Genomic DNA, 26,868 nt, shown 5'->3' with positions numbered 1-26,868 from the left:
CATGGACACCGCCCCGCGCGGCGCCTACTTCTCGTTCCGCGAACCCCTGGCCTTTCGCGGCGAAGGCTTCGTGCCCACGGCAGAAGAGCCTTTTGCCTACCGCTTCTACGACAAGAACCGCCTGGTGCTGGGCCGGCGCATGGAAGACCAGTTGCGTTTTGCCGCCTGCTACTGGCACAGCTTCGTGGGCGATGGCACCGACCCGTTCGGCGATGCCAGCTTCCTGCGGCCCTGGCACGGCGCGGGCGACCCGATGGCACAGGCGTTGCACAAGGCCGACGTCGCCTTCGACCTGTTCCGCCTGATCGGCACGCCGTTCTTCACCTTCCACGACCGCGACGTGGCCCCCGAAGGCGCAACGCTGCGCGAATCGAACGAGCGCCTGCGCCGCATCGAAGCCGTGTTCGAACGCAAGATGGACCAGACCGGCGTGAAGCTGCTCTGGGGCACGGCCAACCTGTTCTCCAACCGCCGCTACATGGCCGGCGCCGCCACCAACCCCGACCCCGACGTGTTCGCCTACGCCGCTGCGCAGGTGAAAAACGTGCTGGAAATGACGCACCGACTGGGTGGCCACAACTACGTGCTGTGGGGCGGGCGCGAAGGCTACGAGACCCTGCTCAACACCGACCTGAAACGCGAGCTGGCGCAGCTCGGCCGTTTCCTGAACCTGGTGGTGGAGCACAAACACAAGATCGGCTTCAAGGGGCAGATCCTGATCGAACCCAAACCGGCCGAGCCGACCAAGCACCAGTACGACCACGACGTGGCCACGGTCTACGGTTTCCTGAAAGCGAACGGCCTGGAAACCGAGGTGAAGCTCAATCTGGAGCAGAACCACGCGCTGCTGGCCGGCCACAACTTCGAACACGAAATTGCACTGGCCAGCGCTTTAGGCATCTTCGGCTCGATCGACATGAACCGCGGCGACGAGATGCTGGGCTGGGACACCGACCAGTTCCCCAACAACCTGCCGCAGGTCGCGCTCACGCTGTACGAGGTGCTCAAGGCCGGCGGTATCGGCCAGGGCGGCCTGAACTTCGACGCCAAGCTGCGCCGCCAGTCCATCGACCCCGACGACCTGGTCTGGGCCCACGCCAGCGCCATGGATCTGTGTGCGCGCGCGCTGCTGGTGGCAGAAAAGATGGTGCAGGACGGTGCGCTGCAGCGCCACGTGCAGACGCGCTACCAGGGTTGGGATTCACCGCGCGGCCGCGCCATCTTGCAGGGAGAGTGCTCGCTGGAGACGCTGGCGCGTGACGTGGAGGCCGAAGGCCTTGAGCCCCAGCCGCGCTCGTCGCAGCAGGAACGGCTGGAGCACCTGGTCAACGGCTACATCTGAAACCCCCACGCGGTACCGCAGAACCGCAGATTCGCCAACAAGGAGACACACATGGCCACCAACATCAAGGGTCCGGGCATCTACCTCGCGCAGTTCGCCAGCGACACCGCACCGTTCGATTCCTGGGCATCGATCACGAAATGGGCCGGCGGCCTGGGCTTCAAGGGCGTGCAGATCCCTTCGTGGGACAAGCGCATCTTCGACCTGGACAAGGCCGCCGAATCGCAGACCTATTGCGACGAGATCGCCGGCGTGGCGCGCGAGCACGGCATCGCCATCACCGAGCTGGGCACCCACTTGCAAGGGCAGCTGGTGGCGGTGCACCCGGCCTACGACGAAGCCTTCGACGGATTCGCCCCCGAAGCCGTGCGCAAGAACCCCAAAGCCCGCCAGGCCTGGGCGGTGGAGCAGATGATCTTGTCCGCCAAGGCTTCGCAGCGCCTGGGCCTCAAGAGCAACGTGAGCTTCCCGGGTGCGCTGGCCTGGCCGTTTCTCTACCCCTGGCCACAGCGACCCGCCGGGCTGATCGAAGCGGCGTTTGACGAACTCGCGAAACGCTGGATGCCCATCTTCGACGCCTTTGAAGACGCCGGCTGCAACGTGTGCTTCGAACTGCACCCGGGCGAAGACCTGTTCGACGGCACCACCTTCGAGATGTTCCTGGAGCGCGTGAACAACCACGCGCGCTGCTGCATCAACTACGACCCCTCGCACTTCCTGCTGCAGCAGCTGGACTACCTCGAGTTCATCGACATCTACCACGAGCGCATCAAGGCGCTGCACATCAAGGACGCCGAGTTCCGCCCCACCGGCCGCCAGGGCGTGTATTCCGGCTACCAGCCCTGGGTACAGCGCGCGGGCCGCTTCCGCTCGCTGGGCGACGGGCAGGTGGACTTCGGCGCCATCTTCTCCAAGATGGCGCAGTACAACTACGACAGCTGGGCGGTGCTGGAATGGGAGTGCTGCCTCAAGCACCCCGAGGCCGGTGCGGCCGAAGGCGCGGAGTTCATCCGCCGCCACATCATCCGCGTGACCGAAAAGGCCTTTGACGACTTTGCCGGCGGCGACACCGACCCTGCCCAGTTGCGCCGCATGCTGGGCCTGCAGGGGGGCGGGCAATGACCATCGAAGCCGGCTCCACAGCAGAAGGTGCAGGCCGCCGCATCCGCCTGGGCATGGTGGGCGGTGGCGAAGGCGCCTTCATCGGCGCCGTGCACCGCATCGCCGCGCGGCTGGACGACCACTACGAGTTGCTCGCCGGTGCGCTCTCGTCCACGCTGGAGAAAGCCCTGCGCTCGGCGCAGGCGCTGGGCCTGGCGCGCGCCTACCCCGACTACCGCACGATGGCGCGTGAAGAAGCCGCGCTCGGCGCCGACGGCATCGAGGCCGTGGCCATCGTCACGCCCAATGACCAGCACGCGCCCGCCGCCGAGGCTTTCCTCGAAGCGGGCATCCACGTCATCTGCGACAAGCCCGTGACCACCACGCTGGCCCAGGCGCAGCGCCTGCGTGAACTCGCCCGGTCGAAAGGCCTGGTGCTGGCCGTGACCTACAACTACAGCGGCTATCCCATGGTGCGCCACGCCCGCCAACTGGTGCGCGAAGGCGCACTGGGCACGCTGCGCGTGGTGCAGGTGGAGTACGCGCAGGACTGGCTGACCGAAGCGCTGGAGTCCAGCGGCCAGAAGCAGGCCGCCTGGCGCACCGATCCGGCGCGCGCCGGCGCGGGGGGCTGCATTGGCGACATCGGAACACACGCCTACCAGCTCGCGGCCTTCGTGAGCGGCCTGCAGACCGAGTCGCTCTGTGCCGAGGTCAGCGCCTTCGTGGCCGGCCGCGCGCTGGACGACAACGTGCAGGTGATGCTGCGCTTCGCCGGTGGCGCACGCGGCATGCTCTGGGCCAGCCAGGTGGCGCCCGGCAATGAAAACGGTCTGCGCCTGCGCGTGTACGGCGACAAAGGCGGCCTGGAATGGCGGCAGGAACATCCCAACCAGCTGCACTGGTCGCCGTTTGGCCAACCCACCCAGATCATCTCTCGCGGCACCGGCGCGGCCAAACCGGATGCGGCGCGTGTGACCCGCCTGCCATCCGGCCACCCGGAGGGCTACCTGGAAGGCTTCGCCACCGTCTATGCCGAGATCGCTCAAGCCCTGCGCGCCGCGCGCGACGGGTCGGCCATCGCGCCCGACGTGGTGTTCCCCACCATTGAAGACGGCGTGCACGGCATGGCCTTCATCGAGGCGGCGGTGCGTTCGTCTTCGCAAGGTGGCCAGTGGGTGGAGGTGGCCGGGTGAGCCTGAGCGTGTGCTTCAACGACGTCGTCAAGGACTTCGGATCGGTGCGCGTGCTGCACGGCGTGAGCTTTGATCTCGCGCCCGGGCGCATGGTTGGCCTGCTGGGCGAAAACGGTGCGGGCAAGTCCACGTTGGTGAAGATCCTCTCGGGCTACGAGCAGCTCTCCGGCGGCAGCCTGGAGGTGGATGGCGTTGTGCGGCACTTCGCCAGCTCGCGCGAGGCCGAGGCGGCCGGCATCGTGCTGATCCACCAGGAGTTCAACCTGGCCGACGACCTCACCGTGGCGCAGAACATCTTCCTGGGCCGAGAGCTGCGGCGCGGCTGGCTGCTCGACGAGGCCGGCATGCGCCGGGCGGCGCGCGACGTGCTGCAACAGGTGGGCCTGGACATCGACCCCGACACGCGGGCGCGCGACCTGATCGTGGCCGAAAAGCAGCTGGTGGAAATCGCCAAGGCCCTGTCGCGCCACGCGCGCCTGCTGGTGATGGACGAGCCCACCGCCACGCTCACACCCTCCGAAACCCAGCGCCTGTTCGAACTGATTGCCCGGCTGCGCAGCCAGGGCGTGACCATCGTCTACATCTCGCACAAGCTCGAGGAAGTGGAACGCGTGACCGACGAAATCGTGGTGATGCGCGACGGCCGCTTCGTTGCGCGTGGCCCCACCGCCGATCACACGCGCCAGCAGATGGCCAACCTGATGGTGGGCCGCGAGCTCTCCGACATGTTTTCGCCCCGCATCACGCCACCCCCGGCCGAACCGCTGCTGTCGGTGCGGCATGTATCGGTGCCGGGCTGGGCGAAGGACGTCAGCTTCGACCTGCGTCCGGGTGAAATCCTGGGCTTCGCGGGCCTGGTGGGCGCAGGCCGCACCGAACTGTTCGAAGGCCTGCTGGGCCTGCGCCCGCGAAGCGCCGGCGAGATGTGGCTCGCCGGGCGCACGGTGAGCTTTCACACCCCGCGCGAGGCGGCGCATGAAGGCATGACCTACCTGAGTGAGGACCGCAAGGGCTGCGGGCTGCATACCCGCATGTCGCTGCAGGAGAACCTCACGCTCATGGACCTGGACCGCCACGCCAGGCCCCGGCTCGACCCGCGCTCGGAGCGCCGCGCGCTGGAGAAGGCCGTGGCCGAATTCGGCATCCGCACCGGCTCGCTCGACGCACCGGCGGGTTCGCTCTCCGGCGGCAACCAGCAGAAGCTGGCCATGGCCAAGGTGCTGCAGCCCAACCCGCGCGTGGTGGTGCTGGACGAGCCCACGCGTGGCGTCGACGTGGGCGCCAAACGCGACATCTATTTCCTGATCCAGCGCCTGGCGGCCGAGGGCCGCGGCGTGGTTGTCATCTCGTCGGAGCTCATCGAGCTGATCGGCCTGTGCCACCGCGTCGTGGTGATGCGTGCCGGCGTCGTACAGGCCACGCTGGACGCCGACCACCTGACCGAAGAGGCATTGATCGCCCACGCCACTGGTACTCACTGACACCATGCAAGAACTCACACAATCCTTGAACACCACCACGGCTCCGATGCGATCCGGCAAGCCGCTGCGCCAGCACCTGCTCGACGCGGGGCCCATCGTCGGCCTGGTGCTGCTGTGCATCGTCGGCACGCTGCTCAACCCGGACTTCGCCACCTGGGACAACGCGATGAACGTGCTCACCCGCACCGCCTTCATCGGCATCATTGCGGTGGGCATGTGTTTCGTCATCATCTCCGGCGGCATCGACCTGTCGGTGGGCTCGATGGCGGCGCTGATCGCGGGCTGCATGATCATGGTGATGAACTGGGTGGCCCCGCTGTTGGGCAACCCGGTGGCGGCGGTGCTGGTGGGCATGGCCATCGCGCTGGTGCTGGGTGCGGCGTTTGGACTGGCCCACGGCGTGCTCATCACCAAGGGCCGCATCGAACCCTTCATCGTCACGCTTGGCACGCTGGGCATCTTCCGCGCCTACCTCACCTACTTCTCCAACGGCGGCGCGCTCACACTGGACAACGCCCTGGGCGACGCCTACGGCCCGGTCTACTACGGCGCCTGGCTGGGCATTCCGATCCCGATCTGGGTCTTCCTCGCGGTGGCCGTGGCCGGCGCAGGGCTGCTCAACCGCACGCGCTACGGCCGCTACGTGCAGGCCATCGGCTCCAACGAACAGGTGGCGCGCTACGCGGCCGTGGCGGTGGACCGCATCAAGATCCTCACCTACGTGCTGCTGGGCATCTGCGTGGGCATCGCCACGCTGCTGTACGTGCCGCGCCTGGGCTCGGCATCGCCGTCCACCGGGCTGCTCTGGGAGCTCGAGGCGATTGCCGCCGTGATCGTCGGCGGCACCGCGCTCAAGGGCGGGCAGGGCCGCATCGTGGGCACGGTGGTCGGCGCTGTGCTGCTCTCTGTCATCGGCAACATCCTCAACCTCACCAGCATCATCAGCGTCTATCTGAACGCGGCGGTGCAGGGTTTCGTGATCATCGTCGTGGCCTTCCTGCAACGAGGGCGGCGATGAACGTCCGGCAGCGCAGCCCCCGGGCCGGCGAGCCATTTCTGCCTGAAGAAGCCAACAAGGAGACATTTATGAACAGACGTCTTTTTTCTGCCATTTCGCTGGCCATCGCCACCCTCGTGACGGCGCCGGCCTTCGCCCAGAACAAGCTGGTGATGGGGGTTTCCGTTCCCGCGGCCACCCACGGCTGGACGGGCGGCGTGGTGTACTGGGCCAACCGCACCAAGGGTGAGCTGGAGAAGCAGTACCCCGGCGCGTCGATCATCGTCAAGACCGCCAGCTCCGCCGCCGAGCAGGCCAACCAGGTGCAGGACCTGCAGACCGTCAACAAGATCGACACGCTGGTGATCCTGCCGTTCGAATCCGCGCCACTGACCAAGCCCGTGGCCCAGGTGAAGGGCAAGGGCGTGTACGTGACGGTGGTCGACCGGGGGCTCACCGACCCGAGCGCGCAGAACGCCTACGTGGCGGGCGACAACCCGGGCTTTGGCAAGGTGGCCGCAGAGTACATGGCCAAGGCCATGGGCGGCAAGGGCAATGTGGTGGTCCTGCGCGGCATCCCGACCGTGATCGACAACGAGCGCGTCGACGCCTTCAACGCAGTGATGAAGAGCCACCCGAACATCAAGGTGCTCGACGCCAAACACGGCAACTGGAACCGCGACGACGCCTTCAAGGTCATGCAGGACTACCTCACCCGCTTCAAACAGATCGACGCCGTGTGGGCCTCGGACGACGATATGGCGGTGGGTGTGCAGAAGGCCATCACACAGGCCAAGCGCAGCGACGTGAAGCTGGTGCTGGGCGGTGCGGGTTCCAAGGACTACATCAAGAAGGTGATGGACGGCGACCCGGTGGTGACCGCCGACGTGACCTATTCGCCCAGCATGATCGCCGACGCGATGAAGCTCACCGCCGAGGCGCGCATCACCGGCAAGGCGATGCCGGCCACGACCATCATTCCCTCGGTGCTGATCACCAAGGAGAACGCGTCGAAGTACTACGTCCAGGACTCACCGTTCTGAGCGGGCACTGATTCAACGTGGCGCACTGCGAGCTGCCACAGAGCAGACCGGTGCGCGGCGCCGCCCGACCGTAGCAACCGCTGCTGCGCGCCTTGCGCGGGTAGGCAGGTACCAAGCATCAAGCTTCCCTACCCCTATGCGTCCAGCAACTCCGCAGTTTCGTAAAGATAACCGCGCCCAGTGCCTGGATGCGGAATGTGTGTGCCAGCAAGACGGAGGTATTGCAAGGGTACTGGTGCTGCCGGCTCAGGGGGCGGGCACTGCGTCTTGCGCTTTACTTGCAAGAGGAAAGGCCCTTCTAAAGGCGAATCGAAGAACTGGTCCCGGATCGCACGTGCCAGAACTTCAGCGAGAAGGCTTGGAACAGCATTTCCGACTTGCCTCTGTACTTCAATTCTGCTTCCAGTAATGTGTAAATTGGTTGGAAATGTCTGAAGTCGCGCCAGCTCCTCTCCACTCAGACGGCGATTGTTCCAATGGAAGGGTCCAGTGGCAGGCCCAGGCTGCGCTTGGATGGTCCACGCTGGTCGATTTTTCGCGAGCTTCAAGAGGAAGTTCCAGTAGCGTCTGCGCCACCCGAACAACGGCGCTCCGCCCATGCGATCCGTATGCCACAGATAGTTCAGTCCTTCGGGTATGGACGGCAACAGGGCAGCCCACTTTCCGGTCAGCTGAAGGTCTTCCGACTTTGGCTCCCGCAATCCTCCAATCGCGTCCCAAGAACTCACCCATGGCTCGCCAATCCTACTGGGATCATTCAAATCATGATGGGTGGGTTGCGGGGGAACAAAAACACGTCCGTCTCGCGCTCCGATGACAAACACTCTGCTGCGTGTCTGGGGCACTCCGTAGTCTGCTGCATTCAATGTGACCACTACCGGCTGATAGTTTGTGTCCTTGGTTTCATTGATGCGTTTCACGGCCGCAAGCAGTAACTTGAGACCTTCGTCCTTGCCGCCAAAAGCGAGGCCTTCGACATTCTCGAGAAGAAACGCGCGAGGACGGGCTTCCTCCAGAACCCGTAGATAGCCCCCTAAAGTGCTCGAGCGAGGGTCGTCCAAACGCAAACTATCCCCAGACTTCCACCATCCGCTCTTGGAAAAGGGCTGGCAGGGCGGTCCACCTATAAGCATGTCGACGGAGCCCTCACGCAAACGACCCGTTTTCAGGATTTCCTTGGTCGGGGTGGCAAGGAGGTCGCCCTCTATCAGAGGCCAGTCGCGACTTGCCCGAAGGCTTTCGCAGCATTGGTGGTCCCATTCGAGTGCTACGCGAGTCTGAAATTGAGCGGCCTCGAACCCGTAGTCCAGTCCGCCAACTCCGGTAAACAAGCTCAGTACAGAAAAACGCTTGGTCATGATCTCTCTACGCCAGTGCTATGAATGCATCAGCAGGATTTCTGTACCAACCGGCATCAACGCGAAGGTTGCTTTGTATCCGTCCGGTGCACTTCAGGTGTGCCGGCAGTTGAATCGTGGGGATGAAGCGGTATTCCCAGTTCTCGGTGACGGCATGCAGGCAGGCAGCAAGCACATGGAAATCGCCAGGTTTGTAATACCGTGAGCAAGGGTCCGCTTTTGAGGCCCGGGTTCTTTGAAAGTCCACGCGAGGTATGCCACCTTTGGCAGTTACACGCAACACGTTCTTGCACTCAATAAGTAGCGGGCCGCTTCGCTTGAACCGCAGTTCAATGTCGGGACGACCCTCTTGATCCAAGCGTCGGCAATCTTTTACGCCTGGAATCGTTTGCAAATACTGCTCCAAGTGGTGTTCCGCAACCCATCCACGCACGGCCATCTTCAGGCGGCTGGCTCTCTGAATCAAATTTAGGACTTCGTCGGCCGGCATCTTTAGTTCAGCCGTCAATGCGTGGGGTGCGGTCACTGCAGCGTTGAGTCTTGGATTTCCAAGTAGCTGTTCTGCAATGAGTTGTCGGTGTCCTGCGTCAAGACCGAGGGCATGTCGCTCGAAAGTGATGAACTCCAGAACATGCTTCTGCTGAACACCCACCAAGACTTCCACGGGCTCACTTTTCGACTTGCTGCTCTCCCGTTCCCAAGCATGCCACCCTACCTCAAGTACCTTCTTAACGTGCGAGCGCTTGAACTCCAAGCTGATGAACATCTTTGTTCCGTCGTGGAGAACCGGGTCAGCACCTACCATCATCTTTCGCACGGGGTCTATACCAACGAAGATGGTCGTCAATAGCTGGGCCGAATCGCGTTCGAGGGGTAGCGTGGCATGAGGGTCACTGCCGTACTTGATTTGGAACCGGTGTTCGTCCTCTGGGCGATTTCTTGTGATCTGGGAGTTGGCCAAAAAGGCATATGCCAGCACACCCTGCCGCTCCCCCATGGGTGTCTCATACGAAATCAGGAACGGAGCGTGAGACGGGTCACTGACGGAAAGAACCGTGCAGCCCCCAGCCTTCAAACCGTCGACGAGAAAGTCGAGCAACGGTTGCTTGGCGCTCCGTTGCACGGACCACTTTTTGTACTCAAAGCTTGCCATTGGGTCGTATTTATTTGCCGTGGGAGCATCTGCCGTAGCGGCTCTCTTTTTCGGTCGACAAGACCGATGAAGTGGTGGATGAATATACAGTATTTTGAGATGAATAACACATCGGTGCGCTCCGGTGCTGCAGTAAAGACGTTGCTGCCCATGGGCGGCCTGTCCTTGCTCGACGCCCCCAGCCAGCCCTTTCACAACCCGGCTGCCGATGCGGTGCTGTTCGACACGCTGGACGCCTGTTCGTGGTGAGCGACACGCACCGGCTGATCTGGCTGCCCCAGCACATCAACGACCCCGCGTTCGCGGTGGCAGTGGCTGAACAGGTGAGGGCAGTCATGCGGCTAGCCCCTCCGTCCCGCAAATAGTTGCATGAATGAACCGATGGATTCGCGCCCAGGGCAAGGCGCAAACCGCAGCGATAGCTTGTGCTACCGCGAGGATTTGCAACGCCGCCATGGGTGTGAAGACGCGGTTTCAGATGCAAGTGATTTATGGGACAGGACACTATGGGACTGAACGCAAAACGGCATGAGCGGGTACCGATTCGGCGATGCGCACCGCGAGCTGCCACAGTGCCAGGCGGTGCGCAGCGGCCAGCGCGTCGACCGATGCGCTGGCCAGCGGGATGTCGATGTCGGCCTGACCCAGCGCTGGCGCGGCGGCGCCTGGTCGGGAGTCGGTCAGCCACCAGCGCGCCTGCAGGCGCAGCGTGTGGCGCCCCGCGTCGGCCATCAGGCTGACGATCTCCACCCGCAGGCGCCGGGCGGGGTTCACCCCGGGCGGCACGGGGGCCCGCCAGACCAGGCCCGGCCCGCGCAACACCGCCAGGTCGGCCACCAGCAGGCGCGGAATGGCGTCGCGCAGCGGCTCCACCCAGCGGTGGCCGGTCAGCGGCTCCAGGCCGGCCGCGCCGCTGGCGACCACCAGCGTTTCGCGGTCCAGGGCACCCGGCAAGCCCACCGTGCTGGCCACTTCCCACAGCGCCCCGTCGCCCGCCCGCGCTGCGGGCACCGGCACCGGTGGCTGGCTGCGCAGTTCGTACCAGTGCGTGGCCACCGGTGGACGGGCGCATGCGGTCAACAGCCAGGGCGCCACCCCCAGACCCGCGAAACCTGCCAGTGCGATCCGGCGCTTCATGGCTTCACCTCCTCACGGCCACGCAGCAGCGCGTCCGGCTGCTGCTCCAGTGTTTCGGCCAGGTCGCGCAGCGCGCGGGCGGCGCGGGACAAATCCTCCAAGGCCCGATCGGCCCCGACCATGAGGCTGGAGTCGCCCGCGGTGGCTTCGCGCAGCGCCGCCGCGGTGCGCCCCACCTCGTCGGCGGCGCGCTGCAGGTTGCTCACCAGCGGCGCGTCGGGCGCCAGCAGGTCGGACACACGGTCCGACGTGCGGCCCACCCCGGCGGCGGTCTGGTTCACCGATCGTGCGGCCTCGCCCACGCCGTCCATGGCCTTGCGCGTGGCGGCCAGCGAGCGTTGAAGTTCATCGGCCAGCGGGTCCATGCGCTGGTCCAGGCGCGACGACATGCGTTTCATGGACGCGGTGATCGCGGCCAGGTCGTCCAGGGCCTGCTTGAGCTGCGGGCCCGACACGATGGCCCGGGCCGACGACGCAATGGCCGCCAGATCGTCGGCAATGGCCCGGAAGTCCATGCCTTCGAGCTGCGCCCGCAGGTTCTGGATGGCGGTGGCCGTGGTGGGGATTTCGGTGACACCCTGGTAGGTGCCGCGCACGCTGCTCTCGCGTTGCGGTCGCAGATCGAGGTCCACGTACAGCAGGCCGGTGAGCAGGCTCTGCGTGGCCAGCTGCGCGCTCAGCCCGCGCTTGACGAGGGCAGGCAGGGCCAGGCCCACGTCCACGTCGGCGCGCTTGCCGTCGAGTCCGCCGACGGCATTGCTGTCGAGCGCGGCGACCACGGGAATGGAGAAGCTGTCGGTGGCGCGGTCGTAGAACACCTCGATCGACTCGACGCTGCCGACCCGCACGCCGCGGAACACCACGGGCGCTCCCACTTGCAGGCCATAGACCGATCCGCTGAAATGCATGACGACACGTTCCTGGCTGGTGAAAAAGCGGTTGCCCGCCAGGGCAATGATGGCGGTGGCGATCAGGGCCAGACCGGCCACCACAAAGCCGCCGATCAGTGTGGCGTTGACCTTGCGTTTCATGCGCGGTCCTCCGCGGCGCCGCGGCGCAGGAACAACCGAACGCCCTCCGGACCGTCGCGCATGAGATCGCGCGGCGGTCCCAGCGCGGTCATGGTGCGCGTCTGGGCGTCGAGGAACAGCAGGCGATCGGCCAGGGCAAAGATGCTGTCCAGCTCGTGGCTGACCATCACGACCGTGGTGCCCAGGTCGTCGCGCAGGTGCTGGATGAGCTCGTCCAGGTTCGCCGAGGTCAGCGGGTCCAGGCCGGCAGAGGGTTCGTCCAGAAACAGCAGCGGCGGGTTCAGGGCCAGCGCTCGCGCAATGGCGGCGCGTTTCTTCATGCCGCCGCTGAGCGCGGCGGGCTCCACGTCGAAGCTGCCGGCCAGCCCCACGAGCGCCAGCTTGAAGCGGGCCTCCTGCTCGCATTCGGCGGCGCTTCTGTCGGTGAACACCTGCATCGGCAGCATCACGTTTTCGCCCACGGTCATGCTGCTCCACAAGGCGCCCGCCTGGAAGGTCACGCCGAAGGCCTGCATCAGTGTGCGCTTCGATGCGTCGTCCGCCGCGTACAGGTCGTGGTCGCCGTAGAGCACCTGGCCCGCCGCCGGCACCTGCAGGCCGATGAGGTGGCGCATCAGCGTGCTCTTGCCGCAGCCGCTGCCGCCGGCAATGGCCAACACCTCGCCGGGCAGCACGTCGAACGTCAGGTCGTGCTGCACCACGTTGTCGCCGAAGGCCATGGTGAGATCGCGTACCCGCACCAGCGGGGCCTGCGCGGGGGCCTGATCAGCGCGGGCCGGTTCTGTGGCGGGGGGCGGGTGGGCGATTTCGGTCATCAGACATCCAGTCGTTGAAACACCACGGTGAGCACGGAGGCGGCCACGACGATCCAGACGATCGCCTGTACCACCGATGCGGTGGTGGCGTCGCCCACGGCCTGCGCGCTGCGCCCGGCCGCCATGCCCTGGCGGCAGCCGGCCAGCGCCACCAGCACGGCGTACACCGTGCCCTTGATCAGACCCACCAGCACATGGGGCAGGGTCAGCGAATCCACGCTGGCGTACACGTATTCCAGCGGCGTGACACCGTAGATGAGCACGGCCACCAGCCAGCCCACCCCCATGCCCACCAGTGCACCAAAGGCGGTGAGCATGGGCCCCACGATGAGCAGCGCCAGCACGCGCGGCAGCACCAGAAAGTCGAAGGCGTTCACGCCGAGGGTGGTGAGGGCATCGATCTCTTCGTTGGCGCGCATGCTGCCGATCTGCGCCGCGAAAGCCGCCCCCACGCGCCCGGCCAGCACGATGCCCACCAGCAAGGCCGCCACTTCGCGCACCACGCCCACGGTGACCAGGTCGGCGATGTAGGTCTGGGCACCAAAGCGCTGCAGTTGCGCGGCGCCCATGTAGGCCACGATCAGGCCCACGAGAAAACACACCAGCGCCACGATGGGCAGGCTGCGCGGCCCGGTCTGTTCGATCTGCCACAGCAGGTCCGACGCCCGCATGTCGCTCGCCCCGCGCAGCCAGCGGCCCAGCGAGAACAGCACCTCCCCCACGAAGCTCAGCGACTCGCGGCGCGTGTCCCAGGCGCCCAGCGCGCGCGCACCCACGCGCGTCACGGGCCCGGGCGGCGGGCTGTCCGGGGCCTCTTCGGCCGGTGGCGCGGCATTGAGGGCCAGCGCCAGGATCTCCTGCAAGCCTTGCGGCAGGCTCTTCAGATCCACCGGCACCGCGCGGCGCACCAGCGGCTCGAGCTGTTGCCACAGGCGCCCGGCGAGCACGGCGTCCCACGAGTGCAGGGCGGTGGCGTTCACCTCCACCGGGCCCGCGATGTCCGGGGCGGGAAGCTCGGGCAAGGCGCCGGAATGCCCCCGCCATGCACCGCTGAGTTCAAGCACCCATGCCTCACCGCTCGAGAGCCAGCGGGCACCAGGGGGCCGTGTCTCGTCATGGACCTCCATCGTGTCCGAAGAGGCGTTTCCAAGGGGGGCATGGCGCATGAAAGGACCGGCTCATCGTTGGAGTTTTGGATTCTATCGACGGCGCCGTCTGTGCGTTGGCGAACGAAGAGAAGACGCCCCGGCTTCTATCATCAAACCGGAACTGCGCACTGTGGGCTCCGTTCCAACACCACGTGAACACATCACCTCACGCCCCCCCTCCGCCGCCATCCGCCCCCGCGCGGGAGCGGTCGGCCTGGGCCCGCCGGCCCGTCCTGTGGGCATCGGTGGGTGTGCTCGGTCTGCTGGCCGCCATGGTCGTTGTCGGCGAAGTGGCCGGGTGGCCGTTCCTGCGACAGCCGCTGGAACGCGCCATGGCGCGTGGGGCCCAGGTGCCCGTGCAGTTGCAGGGCGCGGTGAAGCTGCGCCTCATCTGGCGGCCGCGCCTGGAAGTCGAACACCTGCGCATCGCCTCCGATCCCCGCTTCGAGGCGCCGCACCTGCTGGACGCGCAACGCGTCACCCTCGCCTGGCGCTGGGGCGATGTGTGGCGCTGGCGACGCGGTGGCACCCTGCACCTGCAAGCGCTGCGTGCGGACGTGCTCGACGCGCACCTGGTGCGCACCGCCGACGGTGCGGCCAACTGGCAACTGGGTGCCCAAGAAACGCCTCCGCCTGCGGTCGACGCCCCCGGCAGGAGCGCGCTGCCCAGCTTCGGCAACCTGACCGTGGGCCAGGGACAGATCGCCTGGGTCGATGCCGTGCAGGACGCGGACGTGGCCGTGCAGGTGCGGGGCAGCGAAGGCCGTGCCGCGAGCGGCCCCGGCACGGGCTACCAGGCCTCGCTCACCGGGCGCTACCGCGCCTTGCCGCTCAAGCTGGCGGTACGCGCCGGCAGCACGCTGCCCTTGCTGCAGGATCCGGACACCGCTTCCGACGCGCCGTGGGTGCCGGTCCGGATCGAGGGCACGGTCGCGGCCACACGCGTGCTGTACGACGGCCAGGCCGCATCGCTGCTGGGCATGCCGCGCATGCAAGGCACGGTGGAGGTGGCCGGCCCCTCGCTGGCGGACGTGGCCAGGCCCCTGGGGCTGACCTTGCCGCAGACACCGCCATTCGATCTGCGCGGCGAACTGCGGCAGGACGCCGGCGTCTGGCGGCTGAAGACGACACGCGCCCACATCGGCAGCAGCCGCCTCCAGGGCGATCTGCAGTACGAGCAGCGCACCGAGCCACCGCGCCTCTCGGGCACGCTCACCGGCCCCAAGCTCGCCCTGGCCGATCTGGGGCCGGCCATAGGCGGTGACAGAAAGACCGGTGCGGCGGCGCCCGCCGACACGTCCGCGGGCCGTGCCCTGCCGCAGCGTCGCTTCAACCTGCCATCGCTCAAAGCCATGGACGCCGACGTGCAAATGGCCATCCAGGAGCTGGACTTCGGCACCCAGGCCATGGCGCCCCTGCGGCAGCTGAAAACCCGGGTGTTTCTGGACGAGGGTGTGCTGCGACTGGAGTCCTTGCAGGCCGATGTGTCGGGCGGGCAGTTCAAGGGCATGACCTCGCTGGACAGCAACGCCAGTCCCGCGAAATGGGAAGCCCGGCTGGCGTTCGAAGGCATCGACATGGCCGGCTGGATACGCGGTCTACGTCCCGATTCGGCAGAGGGCAAGGCCCCGCCGGCCACCGCCACGACCGCGCTCAAACGCGAGCGTCAGGCGGCCCGCCAGGGTGGAGAGCAGCCGGTGCAGGCCTACCTCACCGGCGAGCTGTTCGGTAACCTGCACCTGCGCGGTGCCGGCAACTCGACCGCCGATATCCTGGGCTCGGCAGACGGCCCGTTGCAGCTCAGGCTGCGCGAAGGCACCCTGTCGCACCTGGTCACCGAAGCCATGGGCATCGACCTCGCGCAGGCGCTGCAAGTGGTGATCACAGGGGACCGGCCCCTGCCGCTGCGCTGCGCCCGGTTCGATCTGGTGGCTCGCGACGGCGTCGTGCGACCCTCGCTGGCCGTGATCGACAACCGGGACAGCACGGTGTGGACCACCGGCCAGGTCAGCCTTCGCGACGAATCGCTGAACCTGCACGTGGTCACGCGGCCCAAGGACTGGTCCTTGCTGTCCCTGAGAACGCCCGTCACCGTGACCGGCACGCTCTCGGACCCGGTGGTGGGCATCGAGCCCAAACGGCTCGCAGGGCGTGTGCTCGGTGCGCTGGCCCTGGGGGCCGCGGCGGGCCCCGCGGCGGCCATCCTGCCGTTGCTCGAATCGGGCAGCGCCAACGCCAAGGACCCGTGCAACCCGCCCGCTGCCGCGGGCTCGAACCGCTCGGCTTCGCCGCCGACCCAGAAGCCGCGCTGAGGGGCGTCGCGCCCCACCCGGTCTCACAGGCGCTGGAACATCACCAGCGCGTCGGTGTACCCATGCACGGGGTGAAGAAACGCACCAGGCAGGCGGCCCACGGTCTCGAAGCCCATGCCGGTCCAGAGCTTCACGGCCCGGTGGTTGCTCGCGATCACGAAGTTGAACTGCATCGCCCGAAAACCCTGGGCCCGCGCCGTGTCCAGCGAGTGCGCGCACATGGCGCGCGCCACCCCTTGGCCCGTGGCATCGGCCGCCGTCATGTAGCCGCAGTTCGCCACGTGCGACCCACCACCCTGGCGGTTCGGGTGCAGCACATAGGTGCCCAGCAGCCGCTGCCCGTCGTCGGCCACAAAACACTGGAAACCCGGCGCCAGCCAGGCGGCCAGGGCGGCAGCCCGGGTGGTGTCGCGCGGGAAGTCGTAGGTTTCACCCGCACGGATGATCGGCTCCATGATCTGCCAGAGGCTGTCATCGTCGGCAGGGGTAGCTGGGCGGATCGTCAGCATGGGGATGTGTCCGGGTTGGGTGTTGAAGGAGGGACATTCTCTCTGTGAGCGGCGTGACCCGGCTTGCCGGAGCACGCCTTTCGACGCAAGGGTTTCACTGGTCGATGATGACCAATGTGCCTTGGCTTCCGGCGGCGACGGCGTGGGGTTGGCCCGCGGGAACGATGAAGACCTCACCGGCCTGAACACAGACCGTCCTGCCTTCGATCTCCAGGTTCATGTGGCCTTCGAGCACGAGCAGGGCCTCTGCAAAACGGTGCACTTCGTTCGGATAGGAGGAGGCGTCCATTCGCAAGACCTTGACGTTCGCACCGGCAGCTGTGCCGACGATCTTGGACATCCAGGGATGGGAAATGGCACGGGCCTCCTGGGTGAGGTTGACTGGTTTCATGCGCTGATGGAAAGGAGGTGGATGGGGAGGAAACGGACTGATGGGGCGTGCCTTGAAACCGGCATTGCCGTGCTGAAGACCATGGCGCGTAGGTTTTACGAGAGCGCCGATTGGAACGCATTGTCCTGGCGTTCCGTGTCAGCAACGCGTGGACGGAGCGACGATGCGCCTTCAGACGCATGGCATTGGGCAGGGGGCAGGCCCTGACCGCATGGGCTCAATCCCGCTCGGGTGCGCCCAGCGGGAAGAGGGGGCGGTACGGGCGGGCTTCGTCGACGGCCCGGGCGAACGATGGGCGCGCCAGCAGGCGCGCGCGGTACGCGCGGAGCACGGGGTAGGCGTCGGAGATGCGGTGCGTCCAGTCGGCATAGAAGAGCGACGGCGCCGCCGCGCAGTCGGCGAGCGTGAAGTCTGCGCCCGCGGCCCACGGCCTGTCGGCCAGCTGTCCTTCCAGCCAGCCGTAAGCACGCTCCAGCTTCTCCACCGCGGCCGCCAGAGCGTCCTGGCGCTTGGTTGCGTCGCCCGTCAGCGCTCCGGCGACCGCCTGTTGCATCGGGCTCATCACGTGCAGGTCGAAGAAGCGGTCGAGGAAACGAACGTCGAGGGCTGCGATCGGTTCGGTCGGCAGCAGACGCACCGGTCCGTCGTGCGCGAGCTGCAGGTACTCGATGATGATGCTCGACTCGGCCAAGCTGCGCTGCCCGTCGAGCAGCACGGGGAACTTGCGCAGCGGCCAGCGCTGCAGCCAGTCCGCCGTGTGCTGCGGCATGTCTGGCCCGATGCCACGGAATTCGAACGGCGTGTGGTTCTCATACAGCGCGATGAGGACCTTCTGCGTGTACGAAGAAAAGGGATGACCGTAGAGCGCGAGCGACATGGCGAAACCTCCATGGGTTGACTGCTGACAACGAGCGAGCCGTCGCACGATACACCGGCCAACATACCCCTTGCACTGGGGCCGGGGCCGGCCGGGCATGGGCGCTCGCACGCATCACCGCAGCGTCTCCTCAGTCATGGATCAACGATCTGTCGGTTGCCACCAGGCGCATGCTCTGGGTCGGGCCCGTCAGCCAGGGTTCGAGCGCTGGCTGCACTTCACGTGCCCACAGGCCGCTGCGGGCAAAGGTCTCGAACGCTGCCGGCGCAGCGAACATCGCGAAGCCCACCAACACATGTTCGCCCTGGCGCACCGGAAGGCGCGGGAAGTTGTTGGGTGCGTTTTCCGTGACATACCAGCCCAATACCTCGGCCCCGCCTCGAAGCAGCGCCTGCGTCATGGGCCCTTGGCAGAACCGCAGCAGTGCCGCGGACGCCGGCTCGTGCAGATGGAAGACGCTCACGTCGAGAACGCCCGGTAGCGAGGTGCGCACCGGTCCGGTTGGCCGCTTGCGCCCGCCCATGGGGATGCCTGCGCCAGGCCAGGCGGGCCGCAGCAGCAGCACGTTGTCGGAGTCGATCATGGTGGCGTTGGCCGCGTCGCGGTGCCGCCGCCACACCGGGCCGTCGTAGAAAGCGGTCAAGCCCTGTGCGCGGCTGTCCATGGAGGCAAAGCCGCGCAGCCAGACGAAGCGGTCCGGGGCGTCCAGGTCGCGGAACTGGCCCATGACGGCCATGCCCACCGCTTCCTGCGGTTCCACGAACGCCCGGTCGAACAGTTCGATCAGCACGTCGCGCTGGCCGGGACGCAGGGTGTACTGGCGCAGTTCGACCACGTTGCAGTCGATGTCGATCGCTGGCGGCGTTTCGGCCTGCGCGGGTTGGGTCGCGCTGGGCGGTTGGGTGGATGAAGCTTGCATGGTGGGGGCTCCTGGATGGCTGTCGATGCGTGCATCCTGGCATGCATAAGATGACACCTGATGTCATGATTTGGCCCGTGCCCGAGAAAAACCGGCCGTATGGCGAGACCCGGGCTGTCTGTGTAGCATCGCCCTTTCGTTCACCGAAAGGCTCCGCCATGTCCTACATGCTCCTGATCCACGAACCGGTCGGCCAGCGCGCCACCCGCACCGAGGCCGAAGGCCGCGCCGCCTATGCCGCCATGCAGGCCTTCGGCGAGGGCCTGGCAGCCGTTGGCAAGCTCAAGGCGGTGGAGTCGCTTGCCGGCCTGTCCAGCGCGGTGCGTGTGAGCCAGGCCGGGGGACGTCCGCAGGTGCTGGACGGCCCGTTCGCCGAAGCCAAGGAAATGATCGGCGGTTTCTTTCTGTTGCAGAACGTGGACCGCGAAGAAGCCATCGCCATCGCCCAGCGCTGCCCCGCCGCGCAGTGGGCCACCGTCGAAGTGCGCCCGCTCGCACCCTGTTTCGACGAGAGCCAGGCCTGATACCTGGGTCTAGGGTTTCTACCTAGGTCGGTGCTGTCGAAAACGCCCCGCCTGTTTCGTCGTACCCACAGAAGCCGCTGAAACGGTTTCGCGCGAGGCCCGGCAAGTCCGCCGCCGGCCCTCGAACGCGCCGACGCAGGCGAACCGTGAACCACCGACAGGAGACCCTCATGAAAACCCAGCATTTCGACCTCTTGATCAACGCGCCGCGCGAACACGTGTGGCGCACCATGTTGCAGTCGCCCACCTACGAGCGGTGGACCGCCGCCTTCTGCGAAGGCTCGCGCTTCGAAGGCTCGTGGGACCAGGGTCAGAAGATCCGTTTCCTCGACCCCAAGGGCATGGGCATGGTGTCCGAGATCGCCGTGCACCGCCCGGCCGAGTTCGTGTCCATCCAGCACCTCGGCATGATCGACAACGGCGTGGAAGACACCACCAGCGAAGCGGTGCGCGCCTGGGCGCCGTGTTTTGAAAACTACACCTTCAGCGACGAGGCGGGTGGCACCCGCGTGCGCGTCGACTGCGATGTGTTCGGCACCTACGAGGACTGGATGGCGCAGACCTGGCCCAAGGCGCTGCAGTCCCTCAAGACCCTCTGTGAAACCCCGGCCTGAGGAGAAAACCATGAGCACCACCACCGTCCCCATGTGTGCCGTCGTGCACTTTGAAATGCCCTACAGGGACCGGGAGCGCGCCGCGCGTTTCTACGCCGCCGCCTTCGGCTGGACGCACCAGATGCTCGGCCCCGAGATGGGCGAGTACATGCTGGTGAACACCGCGCCGCCAGGTGCCCGTCCGCCCATGCCCCCCGAAGCGGCCTTGGGCTCGATCAATGGCGGTCTGTTTCCCTTCAAGGCCGACTGGCCCATGCAGCATCCATCGGTGGTGATCGGCGTCGACGATATCCGCGCCGCAATGCAGCGCGTGCGCGGGGCCGGTGGCGAGGTGATCGGCGAGCCGATGAGCATTCCCGGTGTGGGCGACTACGTGGTCTTCCGCGACACCGAAGGCAATCACAACAGCATGATGCAACCCACGATGCCCGGCACCGATTGCCCGGCCTGAAGCCCTCCAGGAGAACCTCATGCGATTCATGATCATCGTCAAGTCCTGCCCGGAGTTCGAGGCCGAAGTCACGCCCGAAGCCCCTGAGGAACTGATGGCCGAGATGGCCGCGTACCACGAGGAACTGGCGCGCGCCGGCGTGCTGCTCGACGCCAGCGGCCTGCACCCCAGTCGCACCGGCTGGCGCGTGCACTACGACGCCTCGGGCCAGCGCGTCGTGGACGGCCCCTTCGCCGAGGCCAAGGAACTCATCGCCGGCTACACCCTGATCCAGGTGCGCAACCGCGAGGAAGCCCTGGAATGGAGCCGCCGTTTTCCCAACCCCGCCGGGCGGGGCAAAGAAGCCGTGATCGAGCTGCGCCAGCTCATCGAGCTTGACGAGTTCCCGCCCAGCGAGGCGCTGGACAAGTTCAAGCAGATGGAAGCGAAGCAGATAGCCTGATCGCACGCCCACACCACCAGCCAACGAACCCCACAACGAACCCGCTTCCAAGGAGAACCCTCATGTTCCGCCAGATCTTCGTCAACCTGCCCATCAAGGACATGGCCCGCTCGCAGGCCTTCTTCAAGGCCCTGGGCCTCACCTTCAACCAGCGTTTCACCAACGAGCAGGGCGCCTGCCTGGAAATCGGCGAAAACTTCTACGCCATGCTGCTGGTCGAGCCCTTCTTCCAGGGCTTCACCAAAAAGCCCATCAGCGATGCGCACAAGAGCACCGAAGTGCTGATCGCCCTGTCGGTGGGCAGCCGTGCCGAGGCAGAAGAGGTGGTGCGCAAGGCCGTGGCCGCGGGCGCCACCACGCCCAACCCGCCGCAGGACCACGGCTTCATGTTCCAGCACGGCTTCGCCGATCTCGATGGCCACCAGTGGGAAGTGTTCTGGATGGACGAGGCCGCGGCACCTGCGCAGATGTGAGTGCGAATCCCCCTCTCCCGCGCGCGGGAGAGGGCCGGGGTGAGGCCCTTTTCGTGACCCCCGCAGTAAGCTCCCGTCCGTGCATTCCGCCGTCCACCAAAGCATCGCCGCCGTCTGGCGCATCGAGTCCGCCCGCATCGTCGCCGCGGTGGCGCGGCGCGTGCGCGACCTCGGCGTGGCCGAGGAACTGGCGCAGGACGCGCTGGTCGCTGCGCTGGAACACTGGCCGAAAGACGGCGTGCCGAACAACCCCGGCGCCTGGCTCATGACCACCGCGAAAAACCGCGCGCTCGACTGGCTGCGTCATCGCCAGATGGCCGACGCGCGGCACGAAGACATCGTGCGCGACCTCGACGCGCTGGGTGCGCTCACCGTGCCCGACTTCGTGGACGCGCTTGATGCCGCGCGGCAGGACGACATCGGCGACGACCTGCTGCGCCTCATCTTCACCGCCTGCCACCCCGTGCTCTCCACCGACGCGCGCGTGGCCCTCACGCTCAAGCTGCTCGGCGGTCTCACCACGCACGAAATCGCGCGCGCCTTCCTGGTGCCCGAAGCCACCATCGCCCAGCGCATCGTGCGCGCCAAGCGCACGCTGGCCGACGCGAGCGTGCCTTTCGAGGTGCCGCGGGGCGAGCAGCTGGCCGAGCGCCTGGGCTCGGTGCTCGAAGTGGTCTACCTGGTGTTCAACGAAGGCTACACGGCGACCAGTGGCGGCGACTGGATGCGCCCCGAACTCTGCAACGAGGCCCTGCGCCTGGGCCGCATGCTCGCCGAGCTGGCGCCCGACCAGTCGGAGGTGCATGGCCTGGTGGCGCTGATGGAAATCCAGGCTTCGCGCACCGGCGCACGCACCGATGCCCAGGGCAACCCCGTGCTGCTGACCGAGCAGGACCGCGGCCGCTGGGACCACCTGTTGATCCGCCGCGGCCTGGCCGCGCTGGCGCGTGCCGAGGCGCTGGGCCAGCCCGTTGGCAGCTACCGGCTGCAGGCCAGCATCGCCGCCTGCCATGCCCGCGCGCCCACCGCCGCGGACACCGACTGGGCGCGCATCGCCGCGCTCTACGCCGAGCTCATGCGCGTGGCGCCGTCGCCCGTGGTCGAGCTCAACCGCGCGGTGGCCGTGTCCATGCACGAAGGCCCGTCCGCGGGCCTGGCCATCGTCGAAACCCTGCTGCAGGACAAGGCCCTGCAGCGCTACCACTGGCTGCACGCGGTGCGGGGCGATCTGCTGGAAAAGCTGGGGCGCCAGGAAGAGGCCCGGGCCGCGCTGCGCCAGGCCGCGGCGCAAGCGGGGAACGAGAAAGAGCGGGCCTTGCTGGAGCGGCGGGCGCAGCGGTAGGGCGGCTCAGGGGTTGTCCTTCGGCAGTGCGAAAGAGAACGTGGCGCCCTGGTCGACCTGGCCTTGCGCCCATACCTTGCCGCCATGGCGCGCGATGATGCGCGCGACGTTGGCCAGCCCGATGCCGGTGCCCTCGAACTCGTCGACGCGGTGCAGGCGCTGGAAGACGCCGAAGAGCTTGTCCTTGAACCGCATGTCGAACCCGGCGCCGTTGTCCCGAACGAACACCACCGTCTCGCCAGCTTCACCGGGCTGCGTGCCGATCTCGATCCTGGCCTGTGGACGTTTGCTGGTGTATTTCAGAGCGTTCGATATCAGGTTGAACAGCACGATGCGCAGCATGGCGCGATCACCCGCCACCACGGGCAGATCGGCGATCCGCCAGTCGATGTCCCGGCCAGCGGCCTCGGGCGCCAGCCCCCGGATCACGTCGGCCACCAGGGCGTTCAGGTCCACCGGGGTCTTGCTCATGTCCTGGCGGCCCATGCGCGAGAAGGCCAGCAGATCGTCGATCAGCGTGCTCATGCGGCGGGCCGCGTCGGCGATGGTGCTCATGTAGTGCAGGCTCTGGTCGTCGAGCGATGGCTCCACGCTTTCCTTGAGCAGTGCCAGAAAGCCGTCAATGTGGCGCAGCGGGGCGCGCAGGTCGTGCGAGACGGAATAGGCAAAAGATTCCAGTTCCTTGTTCGCCTGTTCCAGCGCGCTGGTGCGCTCGGCCACACGCTGTTCAAGGGCCTGGTTGAGCGCGCGGACCTGCTCCTCGGAGCGTCGACGCTGCAGCACCGCGATGACCAGCGACGCGCTCACGCCGAGCAGCAGCACGAACGAGACCCCGGCGATCCAGGCGGCCTCCCTCGAAATGCTGAGCGTGCTCTGCGGCGAAAAGCGGACCACGGCGCCCGACGGCAGCTCAGACGCCGGGATGTCGAAGCGCACCAGTTGCCGGTGGTCGAAGAGCAGGGTCTTGCCGGCCCCGCGACGCACCGGGATGGCTTCCGGGCGCACCCCGTGCATCACCTGCACCGCGATCTCCGCCGCCAGGCGCCCCTGCTCGACGCCGCTGATGACGCTGCCCCCCACGGCGCCGTGGCCGACCAGGAAGTCCCAGCTTGTGAACAGCGGCACGGAGGCCGTGGATGACATGAGTTCGGCGGCGCGCTGGCTGCTGATGCCCAGGCCGTCGCGCGTGCGCATGTTGCCGATGGTGAAGAGGGCCGAGTCGGGCGGCAGGGTCTTGAGGTCCTCCAGGAGCGCGTCCACATGGGGGTACTCGCGGAACTCGGCCTCGACCTGCGCGGGGAGCGTCGCCAGATCCTTGGTGAGGGTGGCCCGGATGCCGCGGTAGGTGAGGTCGTCGGCCATGCCCGGGAACACGATGCGCCGGGTCTGCGGCGCGAGCCGCAGCAGCACCTGCAGGGTGCCGAACATGTCGCCGTCCTCGGCCACGCCGGTGATGCCGCTCTCGCCCTGGAGCATCGCGTCGTCGTAACCATTGAGACCCATGAACACGATGGGCACCCCGGGGAACAGCTCGGCGCGGTGCGCGCGGGCGAAATCGAACGCCGCGTTGTCCGAGGTCAGCACGACCTGGAACTTCTGCGTCGAGAGCTTGGCACGGAGCAGCTCCAGGAGCAGCGGTTCCTTGAGCAGGCCCGGGTTGTGCACCGCGTCCAGGTACTCGATCCGCAGCTCGTACTCGGCGGCCAGCGGGCTGAAGACGGCGTCGACGCCCTCCTGTTGTGAACGGGTCCAGGTGAAGTCCGGGCCGTAGGAGTGAAGAACGAGCACATGGCCGCGCTCGTGGATATGGGTGTCCGCGCGAGCGGTGAGCGGGGCCAGCGCCAGAAGCACGCACCAGATCAGCAGCGCGACCAGCGTGGCAACGGAGCAGCGCGGTGGGCACAAGCTGTGTGGGCCTTCCTGTCGCCTGAAAGTCATCGCGTGCCTCGGTCGGGTGCCTGGACGGGGAAAGGTGGAAATTGCAACGAATGGCTTACAAGTATCGATGAGCCCCACTCGCACCGTCAATCGCGAAATGCCCTTTGGCCTGTGCCAGAACGCACGGAAAAGTCCTTCGGTGACATCGGCGCGGACGAAAAAAACCCCGGCGCGCAGGCCGGGGCAATGAGGAGACTCGGAAACGGGGGGGGCGGATCGGTCAACGCATGAAACAACGCCACCCGGAGGCACCGCCGGGCTGGCTTTGCCAGACGGCCAGTGCGCCTTGCAGGCCGCAGCCCCCCCCAAGAAGGGGTGACGCGAAGCGGCGCGGGGGGTGATTCACTTCAGGCGCTTTGCTGAATGCCGGCCAGCACCCAGCCGCCGCTGCCCTGGCGGGGCTTGGTCAGGTGCCAGACTTCGTTGATGTCTTCGGGATCGGCGCCGTCTTCCTGCACGCGGCCGGTGAAGTGCGTGCTGACCACGTAGAGCGGGCCTTCTTCGGCCACTTCCAGCACGCTGGCTTCGAGGTCGAGCACGCGGGTTTCCTGCGTGGCGCCGTTGCGTTCGCGGATGTCCATCTGGATCTCGGCAAACATCTCGGGCGAGGTGAAAGCGCGGATGTCGTCCAGGTTGCCGGCGTCGTTGGCGGCCTGCAGGCGGATGAAGTTGACCTTGGCGTTGCGCACGAAAGCCGCGACGTCGAAGTCGGCCGGGATGGTGTTGCCGGCCTGCGGCTGGCCGCCGAGGGCGGAGCCGATCATGGAACCGCCCTGGCTGGCGGCTGGCGTGGGCGTCTTGAAGGCCGAAGGCGCCTGCGGACGCGAACCGGCAGCGCCGGCACCCGCGTAGGCCATGCTCCCTGCACCGCCCTGGGCGGCCGCAGCGCGCTTGCGCATGATGAAGCCGATCACCGCGATGGCGGCCATCACCAGCAGACCGATCATCAGCATGTTGGCCAGGCCTTCGCCAAAGCCCAGGTGCGAAGCGAGCGCGGCCAGGCCCAGGCCGGCGGCGAGGCCGGCGATCGGGCCCATCCACTTGCTGCGGGTGGACGCGGCGGCCGCCGCGGGTGCTGCCGCCGTGGCGGCGCCGGGCGTGGCCGCAGGCGTTTGCGCCGGCGTGGTGGTGGGGGCCTTGGCGGGCGGCGCGCTCTGGCGCTGCATGCCAAAGGACTTGCCGCCGCCGATGCGCCGGGCTTCGGCGTCCATGGCCACGGACGACAGGCCGATGGCGAACACCATGGCCAGCAGGGAAAGGGTCTTTTTCATGGGGTCTCCAGCAAAAGGGATGGGAACGCATGGAGGGTAGGGGGTAACTTCATCAAGAAAAAGCAGATATATAGAGATGATCTATTCGGTAAATAGGGATGATTCGAGGGTGAACACGCCATCGGTGCTTTCCTGCGCACAGCCATTGGCGCTATGGTGCGGATTTTGGGGAGAGCTCATGATCCAGCTCCGTGAAATCGACCACCTCGTGCTGCGCGTCGTTGATCTCGACGCCATGCTGCGTTTCTATTGCGACGTGCTGGGCTGCCGCGTCGAGCGCCGCCAGGACGGCATCGGGCTGGTGCAGCTGCGCGCTGGGCGCTCGCTGCTCGATCTGGTGCCCGTGGACGGGCCGCTCGGTCGCGCCGGCGGGGCGGCGCCGGGAGCGCAGGGGCGCAACCTCGACCATTTCTGTTTCCGGGTGGAGCCGTTCGACGAGGCGCAGATCCGTGCTGAGCTCCGGGCGCACGGCGTCGAAGCCGGCGAGCTGGCCTCGCGTTACGGCGCCGAGGGCGAAGGCCCCTCGCTCTACCTCACCGATCCTGAAGGCAATGGGGTGGAACTCAAGGGGCCGCCCGATGGCGTGTCCGTGGGCCAGGCGGGCGCGGTACAGTGAGGTCGCCCGCCATGCGGTCCGCGCCCGGCGGCGCATGAGGCATCCCACCGGCTCGACGGTTGCGCAGCTTCGGCGTTTGGAGGCGCCTGGACATGAAACAACAGATCGCTCGTTTGTCCCCCCACCAGAACGGCAAGGTCTTCGCGGTGCTCATGGCCGTGGCCTCGCTGGTCTTCCTGATCCCGTTCCTGCTGTTCATGGCCGCGGTCATGCCCGCGGGCCAGCGCCCGCCCATGTTCATGATGGTGATCGTGATGCCGGTGATGTACCTCGTGATCGGCTACCTCAGCGTGGCCGTCGGTTGCCTGCTGTACAACGCCCTGTTCAAGTTCATCGGCGGCATCGAGTTCGAGACGACGTCCGACCCGGCGCCCTGAGGCGGCGTCC

At 66.9% G+C, this 26,868-nt stretch carries 28 protein-coding genes; 16 read left to right on the top strand and 12 right to left on the bottom strand.

From position 1 onward, the window contains the following. Position 1: 1 nt before the first annotated feature. From xylA to HTA01S_RS04660, 6 genes are all read left to right on the top strand, one after another. On the top strand, positions 2-1,342 hold the full coding sequence (gene xylA / locus HTA01S_RS04685; protein ID WP_068168073.1) for a xylose isomerase: 1,341 nt from the start codon (positions 2-4) through the stop codon (positions 1,340-1,342). A gap of 51 nt (positions 1,343-1,393) precedes the next feature. Next, positions 1,394-2,464 carry a sugar phosphate isomerase/epimerase family protein gene (locus HTA01S_RS04680; RefSeq protein WP_068167428.1) on the top strand — a complete coding sequence of 357 codons (1,071 nt, stop codon included), beginning with the start codon at positions 1,394-1,396 and terminating at the stop codon, positions 2,462-2,464. Beyond that, positions 2,461-3,639 carry a Gfo/Idh/MocA family protein gene (locus HTA01S_RS04675; RefSeq protein ID WP_068167427.1) on the top strand — a complete coding sequence of 393 codons (1,179 nt, stop codon included), beginning with the start codon at positions 2,461-2,463 and terminating at the stop codon, positions 3,637-3,639. The genes HTA01S_RS04680 and HTA01S_RS04675 overlap by 4 nt, the downstream gene beginning before the upstream one ends. Further along, positions 3,636-5,120 carry a sugar ABC transporter ATP-binding protein gene (locus tag HTA01S_RS04670; RefSeq protein ID WP_068167426.1) on the top strand — a complete coding sequence of 495 codons (1,485 nt, stop codon included), beginning with the start codon at positions 3,636-3,638 and terminating at the stop codon, positions 5,118-5,120. The genes HTA01S_RS04675 and HTA01S_RS04670 overlap by 4 nt, the downstream gene beginning before the upstream one ends. Before the next feature lie 46 nt (positions 5,121-5,166). Continuing rightward, positions 5,167-6,138, top strand: a complete 972-nt coding sequence (locus tag HTA01S_RS04665) for an ABC transporter permease (protein WP_068167425.1) — start codon at positions 5,167-5,169, stop codon at positions 6,136-6,138. A gap of 68 nt (positions 6,139-6,206) precedes the next feature. Then, the gene (locus HTA01S_RS04660; protein ID WP_068167424.1) at positions 6,207-7,160 is read left to right on the top strand and encodes an ABC transporter substrate-binding protein; all 954 of its coding nucleotides are present in this window, start codon (positions 6,207-6,209) and stop codon (positions 7,158-7,160) included. Between the two features lie 134 nt (positions 7,161-7,294). On the opposite strand, the gene HTA01S_RS24560 is transcribed toward HTA01S_RS04660, so the two are convergent. Beyond that, positions 7,295-8,518 carry a DNA cytosine methyltransferase gene (locus HTA01S_RS24560; protein WP_084235852.1) on the bottom strand — a complete coding sequence of 408 codons (1,224 nt, stop codon included), beginning with the start codon at positions 8,516-8,518 and terminating at the stop codon, positions 7,295-7,297. Between the two features lie 7 nt (positions 8,519-8,525). Further along, complete coding sequence (locus HTA01S_RS04655) at positions 8,526-9,671, bottom strand: hypothetical protein (protein ID WP_068167423.1); 1,146 nt, start codon at positions 9,669-9,671, stop codon at positions 8,526-8,528. Between the two features lie 99 nt (positions 9,672-9,770). On the opposite strand from HTA01S_RS04655, the gene HTA01S_RS25735 reads away from it, so the two are divergent. After that, positions 9,771-9,920, top strand: a complete 150-nt coding sequence (locus HTA01S_RS25735) for a Tm-1-like ATP-binding domain-containing protein (protein WP_218017308.1) — start codon at positions 9,771-9,773, stop codon at positions 9,918-9,920. Positions 9,921-10,175: 255 nt separating this feature from the next. On the opposite strand, the gene HTA01S_RS04650 is transcribed toward HTA01S_RS25735, so the two are convergent. Genes HTA01S_RS04650 through HTA01S_RS04635 form a run of 4 tightly spaced genes read right to left on the bottom strand, consistent with a single transcriptional unit; the run spans position 10,176 to position 13,676 of the window. Continuing rightward, on the bottom strand, positions 10,176-10,808 hold the full coding sequence (locus tag HTA01S_RS04650; protein WP_068167422.1) for a PqiC family protein: 633 nt from the start codon (positions 10,806-10,808) through the stop codon (positions 10,176-10,178). Beyond that, on the bottom strand, positions 10,805-11,839 hold the full coding sequence (locus tag HTA01S_RS04645; protein WP_068167421.1) for an MlaD family protein: 1,035 nt from the start codon (positions 11,837-11,839) through the stop codon (positions 10,805-10,807). Before HTA01S_RS04645 ends, HTA01S_RS04650 begins: the two co-directional genes overlap by 4 nt. After that, positions 11,836-12,654, bottom strand: coding sequence for an ABC transporter ATP-binding protein (locus HTA01S_RS04640; RefSeq protein ID WP_084235851.1), 819 nt, complete (start codon positions 12,652-12,654; stop codon positions 11,836-11,838). Before HTA01S_RS04640 ends, HTA01S_RS04645 begins: the two co-directional genes overlap by 4 nt. After that, positions 12,654-13,676, bottom strand: a complete 1,023-nt coding sequence (locus HTA01S_RS04635; RefSeq protein ID WP_245638003.1) for an MlaE family ABC transporter permease — start codon at positions 13,674-13,676, stop codon at positions 12,654-12,656. Before HTA01S_RS04635 ends, HTA01S_RS04640 begins: the two co-directional genes overlap by 1 nt. A gap of 278 nt (positions 13,677-13,954) precedes the next feature. On the opposite strand from HTA01S_RS04635, the gene HTA01S_RS04630 reads away from it, so the two are divergent. Continuing rightward, positions 13,955-16,114, top strand: a complete 2,160-nt coding sequence (locus HTA01S_RS04630) for an AsmA family protein (RefSeq protein ID WP_157571972.1) — start codon at positions 13,955-13,957, stop codon at positions 16,112-16,114. A gap of 23 nt (positions 16,115-16,137) precedes the next feature. Here the strand turns inward: HTA01S_RS04630 and HTA01S_RS04625 are convergent, their stop codons facing one another. The 4 genes from HTA01S_RS04625 to HTA01S_RS04610 form a co-directional block, all read right to left on the bottom strand. After that, positions 16,138-16,623 (bottom strand): GNAT family N-acetyltransferase, encoded by a 486-nt coding sequence (locus HTA01S_RS04625; protein WP_174545175.1) that lies wholly within the window; start codon positions 16,621-16,623, stop codon positions 16,138-16,140. Between the two features lie 94 nt (positions 16,624-16,717). After that, positions 16,718-17,014 (bottom strand): cupin domain-containing protein, encoded by a 297-nt coding sequence (locus HTA01S_RS04620; RefSeq protein ID WP_068167418.1) that lies wholly within the window; start codon positions 17,012-17,014, stop codon positions 16,718-16,720. 217 nt (positions 17,015-17,231) lie between these two features. Further along, on the bottom strand, positions 17,232-17,891 hold the full coding sequence (locus HTA01S_RS04615; protein WP_068167417.1) for a glutathione S-transferase family protein: 660 nt from the start codon (positions 17,889-17,891) through the stop codon (positions 17,232-17,234). Positions 17,892-18,021: 130 nt separating this feature from the next. Next, entirely contained in the window at positions 18,022-18,810 is a 789-nt protein-coding gene (locus tag HTA01S_RS04610; protein WP_084235850.1) for an NIPSNAP family protein, read from the bottom strand. Between the two features lie 158 nt (positions 18,811-18,968). Here HTA01S_RS04610 and HTA01S_RS04605 point away from each other — a divergent pair, with 158 nt between their 5' ends. From HTA01S_RS04605 to HTA01S_RS04580, 6 genes are all read left to right on the top strand, one after another. Beyond that, entirely contained in the window at positions 18,969-19,334 is a 366-nt protein-coding gene (locus HTA01S_RS04605; RefSeq protein WP_068167416.1) for a YciI family protein, read from the top strand. Positions 19,335-19,504: 170 nt separating this feature from the next. Further along, the gene (locus HTA01S_RS04600; protein WP_068167415.1) at positions 19,505-19,948 is read left to right on the top strand and encodes an SRPBCC family protein; all 444 of its coding nucleotides are present in this window, start codon (positions 19,505-19,507) and stop codon (positions 19,946-19,948) included. 10 nt (positions 19,949-19,958) lie between these two features. Then, positions 19,959-20,399, top strand: coding sequence for a VOC family protein (locus tag HTA01S_RS04595; RefSeq protein WP_218017305.1), 441 nt, complete (start codon positions 19,959-19,961; stop codon positions 20,397-20,399). Positions 20,400-20,418: 19 nt separating this feature from the next. Next, complete coding sequence (locus HTA01S_RS04590) at positions 20,419-20,841, top strand: YciI family protein (protein WP_068167414.1); 423 nt, start codon at positions 20,419-20,421, stop codon at positions 20,839-20,841. A 62-nt stretch (positions 20,842-20,903) separates the two neighbouring features. Beyond that, entirely contained in the window at positions 20,904-21,314 is a 411-nt protein-coding gene (locus HTA01S_RS04585) for a VOC family protein (RefSeq protein WP_068167413.1), read from the top strand. 79 nt (positions 21,315-21,393) lie between these two features. Further along, a complete protein-coding gene (locus tag HTA01S_RS04580) occupies positions 21,394-22,656 on the top strand; it encodes an RNA polymerase sigma factor (RefSeq protein WP_068167412.1) in 1,263 nt (420 codons plus the stop codon). A 6-nt stretch (positions 22,657-22,662) separates the two neighbouring features. Here HTA01S_RS04580 and HTA01S_RS25730 read toward each other — a convergent pair whose 3' ends face one another. Both HTA01S_RS25730 and HTA01S_RS04570 read right to left on the bottom strand, forming a co-directional pair. After that, positions 22,663-24,561 carry a sensor histidine kinase gene (locus HTA01S_RS25730; protein ID WP_068167411.1) on the bottom strand — a complete coding sequence of 633 codons (1,899 nt, stop codon included), beginning with the start codon at positions 24,559-24,561 and terminating at the stop codon, positions 22,663-22,665. Between the two features lie 380 nt (positions 24,562-24,941). Next, entirely contained in the window at positions 24,942-25,865 is a 924-nt protein-coding gene (locus HTA01S_RS04570; RefSeq protein ID WP_068167410.1) for a Tim44 domain-containing protein, read from the bottom strand. Positions 25,866-26,043: 178 nt separating this feature from the next. On the opposite strand from HTA01S_RS04570, the gene HTA01S_RS04565 reads away from it, so the two are divergent. Further along, positions 26,044-26,481, top strand: a complete 438-nt coding sequence (locus HTA01S_RS04565; RefSeq protein ID WP_068167409.1) for a VOC family protein — start codon at positions 26,044-26,046, stop codon at positions 26,479-26,481. A 92-nt stretch (positions 26,482-26,573) separates the two neighbouring features. After that, positions 26,574-26,858: a hypothetical protein gene (locus tag HTA01S_RS04560; RefSeq protein WP_068167408.1), complete on the top strand. Its 285-nt coding sequence runs from the start codon at positions 26,574-26,576 to the stop codon at positions 26,856-26,858. The last annotated feature ends 10 nt before the right edge of the window (positions 26,859-26,868 follow it).

This window comes from Hydrogenophaga taeniospiralis CCUG 15921 (assembly GCF_001592305.1).
In the GTDB taxonomy this organism is placed as follows: Bacteria; Pseudomonadota; Gammaproteobacteria; order Burkholderiales; family Burkholderiaceae_C; genus Hydrogenophaga; species Hydrogenophaga taeniospiralis.
Note: the sequence above shows the minus strand (reverse complement) of the source record. Positions and strands in the feature narration are given on the sequence as shown.

What these genes read in the sequence shown, in the direction of transcription:
- xylA (WP_068168073.1), top strand. Translation starts at nt 2, where the DNA reads ATGGACACCGCCCCGCGCGGCGCCTACTTCTCGTTCCGCGAACCCCTG.
- HTA01S_RS04680 (WP_068167428.1), top strand. Translation starts at nt 1,394, where the DNA reads ATGGCCACCAACATCAAGGGTCCGGGCATCTACCTCGCGCAGTTCGCC.
- HTA01S_RS04675 (WP_068167427.1), top strand. Translation starts at nt 2,461, where the DNA reads ATGACCATCGAAGCCGGCTCCACAGCAGAAGGTGCAGGCCGCCGCATC.
- HTA01S_RS04665 (WP_068167425.1), top strand. Translation starts at nt 5,167, where the DNA reads ATGCGATCCGGCAAGCCGCTGCGCCAGCACCTGCTCGACGCGGGGCCC.
- HTA01S_RS04660 (WP_068167424.1), top strand. Translation starts at nt 6,207, where the DNA reads ATGAACAGACGTCTTTTTTCTGCCATTTCGCTGGCCATCGCCACCCTC.
- HTA01S_RS24560 (WP_084235852.1), bottom strand. Translation starts at nt 8,518, where the DNA reads ATGACCAAGCGTTTTTCTGTACTGAGCTTGTTTACCGGAGTTGGCGGA.
- HTA01S_RS04655 (WP_068167423.1), bottom strand. Translation starts at nt 9,671, where the DNA reads ATGGCAAGCTTTGAGTACAAAAAGTGGTCCGTGCAACGGAGCGCCAAG.
- HTA01S_RS25735 (WP_218017308.1), top strand. Translation starts at nt 9,771, where the DNA reads ATGAATAACACATCGGTGCGCTCCGGTGCTGCAGTAAAGACGTTGCTG.
- HTA01S_RS04650 (WP_068167422.1), bottom strand. Translation starts at nt 10,808, where the DNA reads ATGAAGCGCCGGATCGCACTGGCAGGTTTCGCGGGTCTGGGGGTGGCG.
- HTA01S_RS04645 (WP_068167421.1), bottom strand. Translation starts at nt 11,839, where the DNA reads ATGAAACGCAAGGTCAACGCCACACTGATCGGCGGCTTTGTGGTGGCC.
- HTA01S_RS04640 (WP_084235851.1), bottom strand. Translation starts at nt 12,654, where the DNA reads ATGACCGAAATCGCCCACCCGCCCCCCGCCACAGAACCGGCCCGCGCT.
- HTA01S_RS04625 (WP_174545175.1), bottom strand. Translation starts at nt 16,623, where the DNA reads ATGCTGACGATCCGCCCAGCTACCCCTGCCGACGATGACAGCCTCTGG.
- HTA01S_RS04620 (WP_068167418.1), bottom strand. Translation starts at nt 17,014, where the DNA reads ATGAAACCAGTCAACCTCACCCAGGAGGCCCGTGCCATTTCCCATCCC.
- HTA01S_RS04615 (WP_068167417.1), bottom strand. Translation starts at nt 17,891, where the DNA reads ATGTCGCTCGCGCTCTACGGTCATCCCTTTTCTTCGTACACGCAGAAG.
- HTA01S_RS04610 (WP_084235850.1), bottom strand. Translation starts at nt 18,810, where the DNA reads ATGCAAGCTTCATCCACCCAACCGCCCAGCGCGACCCAACCCGCGCAG.
- HTA01S_RS04605 (WP_068167416.1), top strand. Translation starts at nt 18,969, where the DNA reads ATGTCCTACATGCTCCTGATCCACGAACCGGTCGGCCAGCGCGCCACC.
- HTA01S_RS04600 (WP_068167415.1), top strand. Translation starts at nt 19,505, where the DNA reads ATGAAAACCCAGCATTTCGACCTCTTGATCAACGCGCCGCGCGAACAC.
- HTA01S_RS04595 (WP_218017305.1), top strand. Translation starts at nt 19,959, where the DNA reads ATGAGCACCACCACCGTCCCCATGTGTGCCGTCGTGCACTTTGAAATG.
- HTA01S_RS04590 (WP_068167414.1), top strand. Translation starts at nt 20,419, where the DNA reads ATGCGATTCATGATCATCGTCAAGTCCTGCCCGGAGTTCGAGGCCGAA.
- HTA01S_RS04585 (WP_068167413.1), top strand. Translation starts at nt 20,904, where the DNA reads ATGTTCCGCCAGATCTTCGTCAACCTGCCCATCAAGGACATGGCCCGC.
- HTA01S_RS04570 (WP_068167410.1), bottom strand. Translation starts at nt 25,865, where the DNA reads ATGAAAAAGACCCTTTCCCTGCTGGCCATGGTGTTCGCCATCGGCCTG.
- HTA01S_RS04565 (WP_068167409.1), top strand. Translation starts at nt 26,044, where the DNA reads ATGATCCAGCTCCGTGAAATCGACCACCTCGTGCTGCGCGTCGTTGAT.
- HTA01S_RS04560 (WP_068167408.1), top strand. Translation starts at nt 26,574, where the DNA reads ATGAAACAACAGATCGCTCGTTTGTCCCCCCACCAGAACGGCAAGGTC.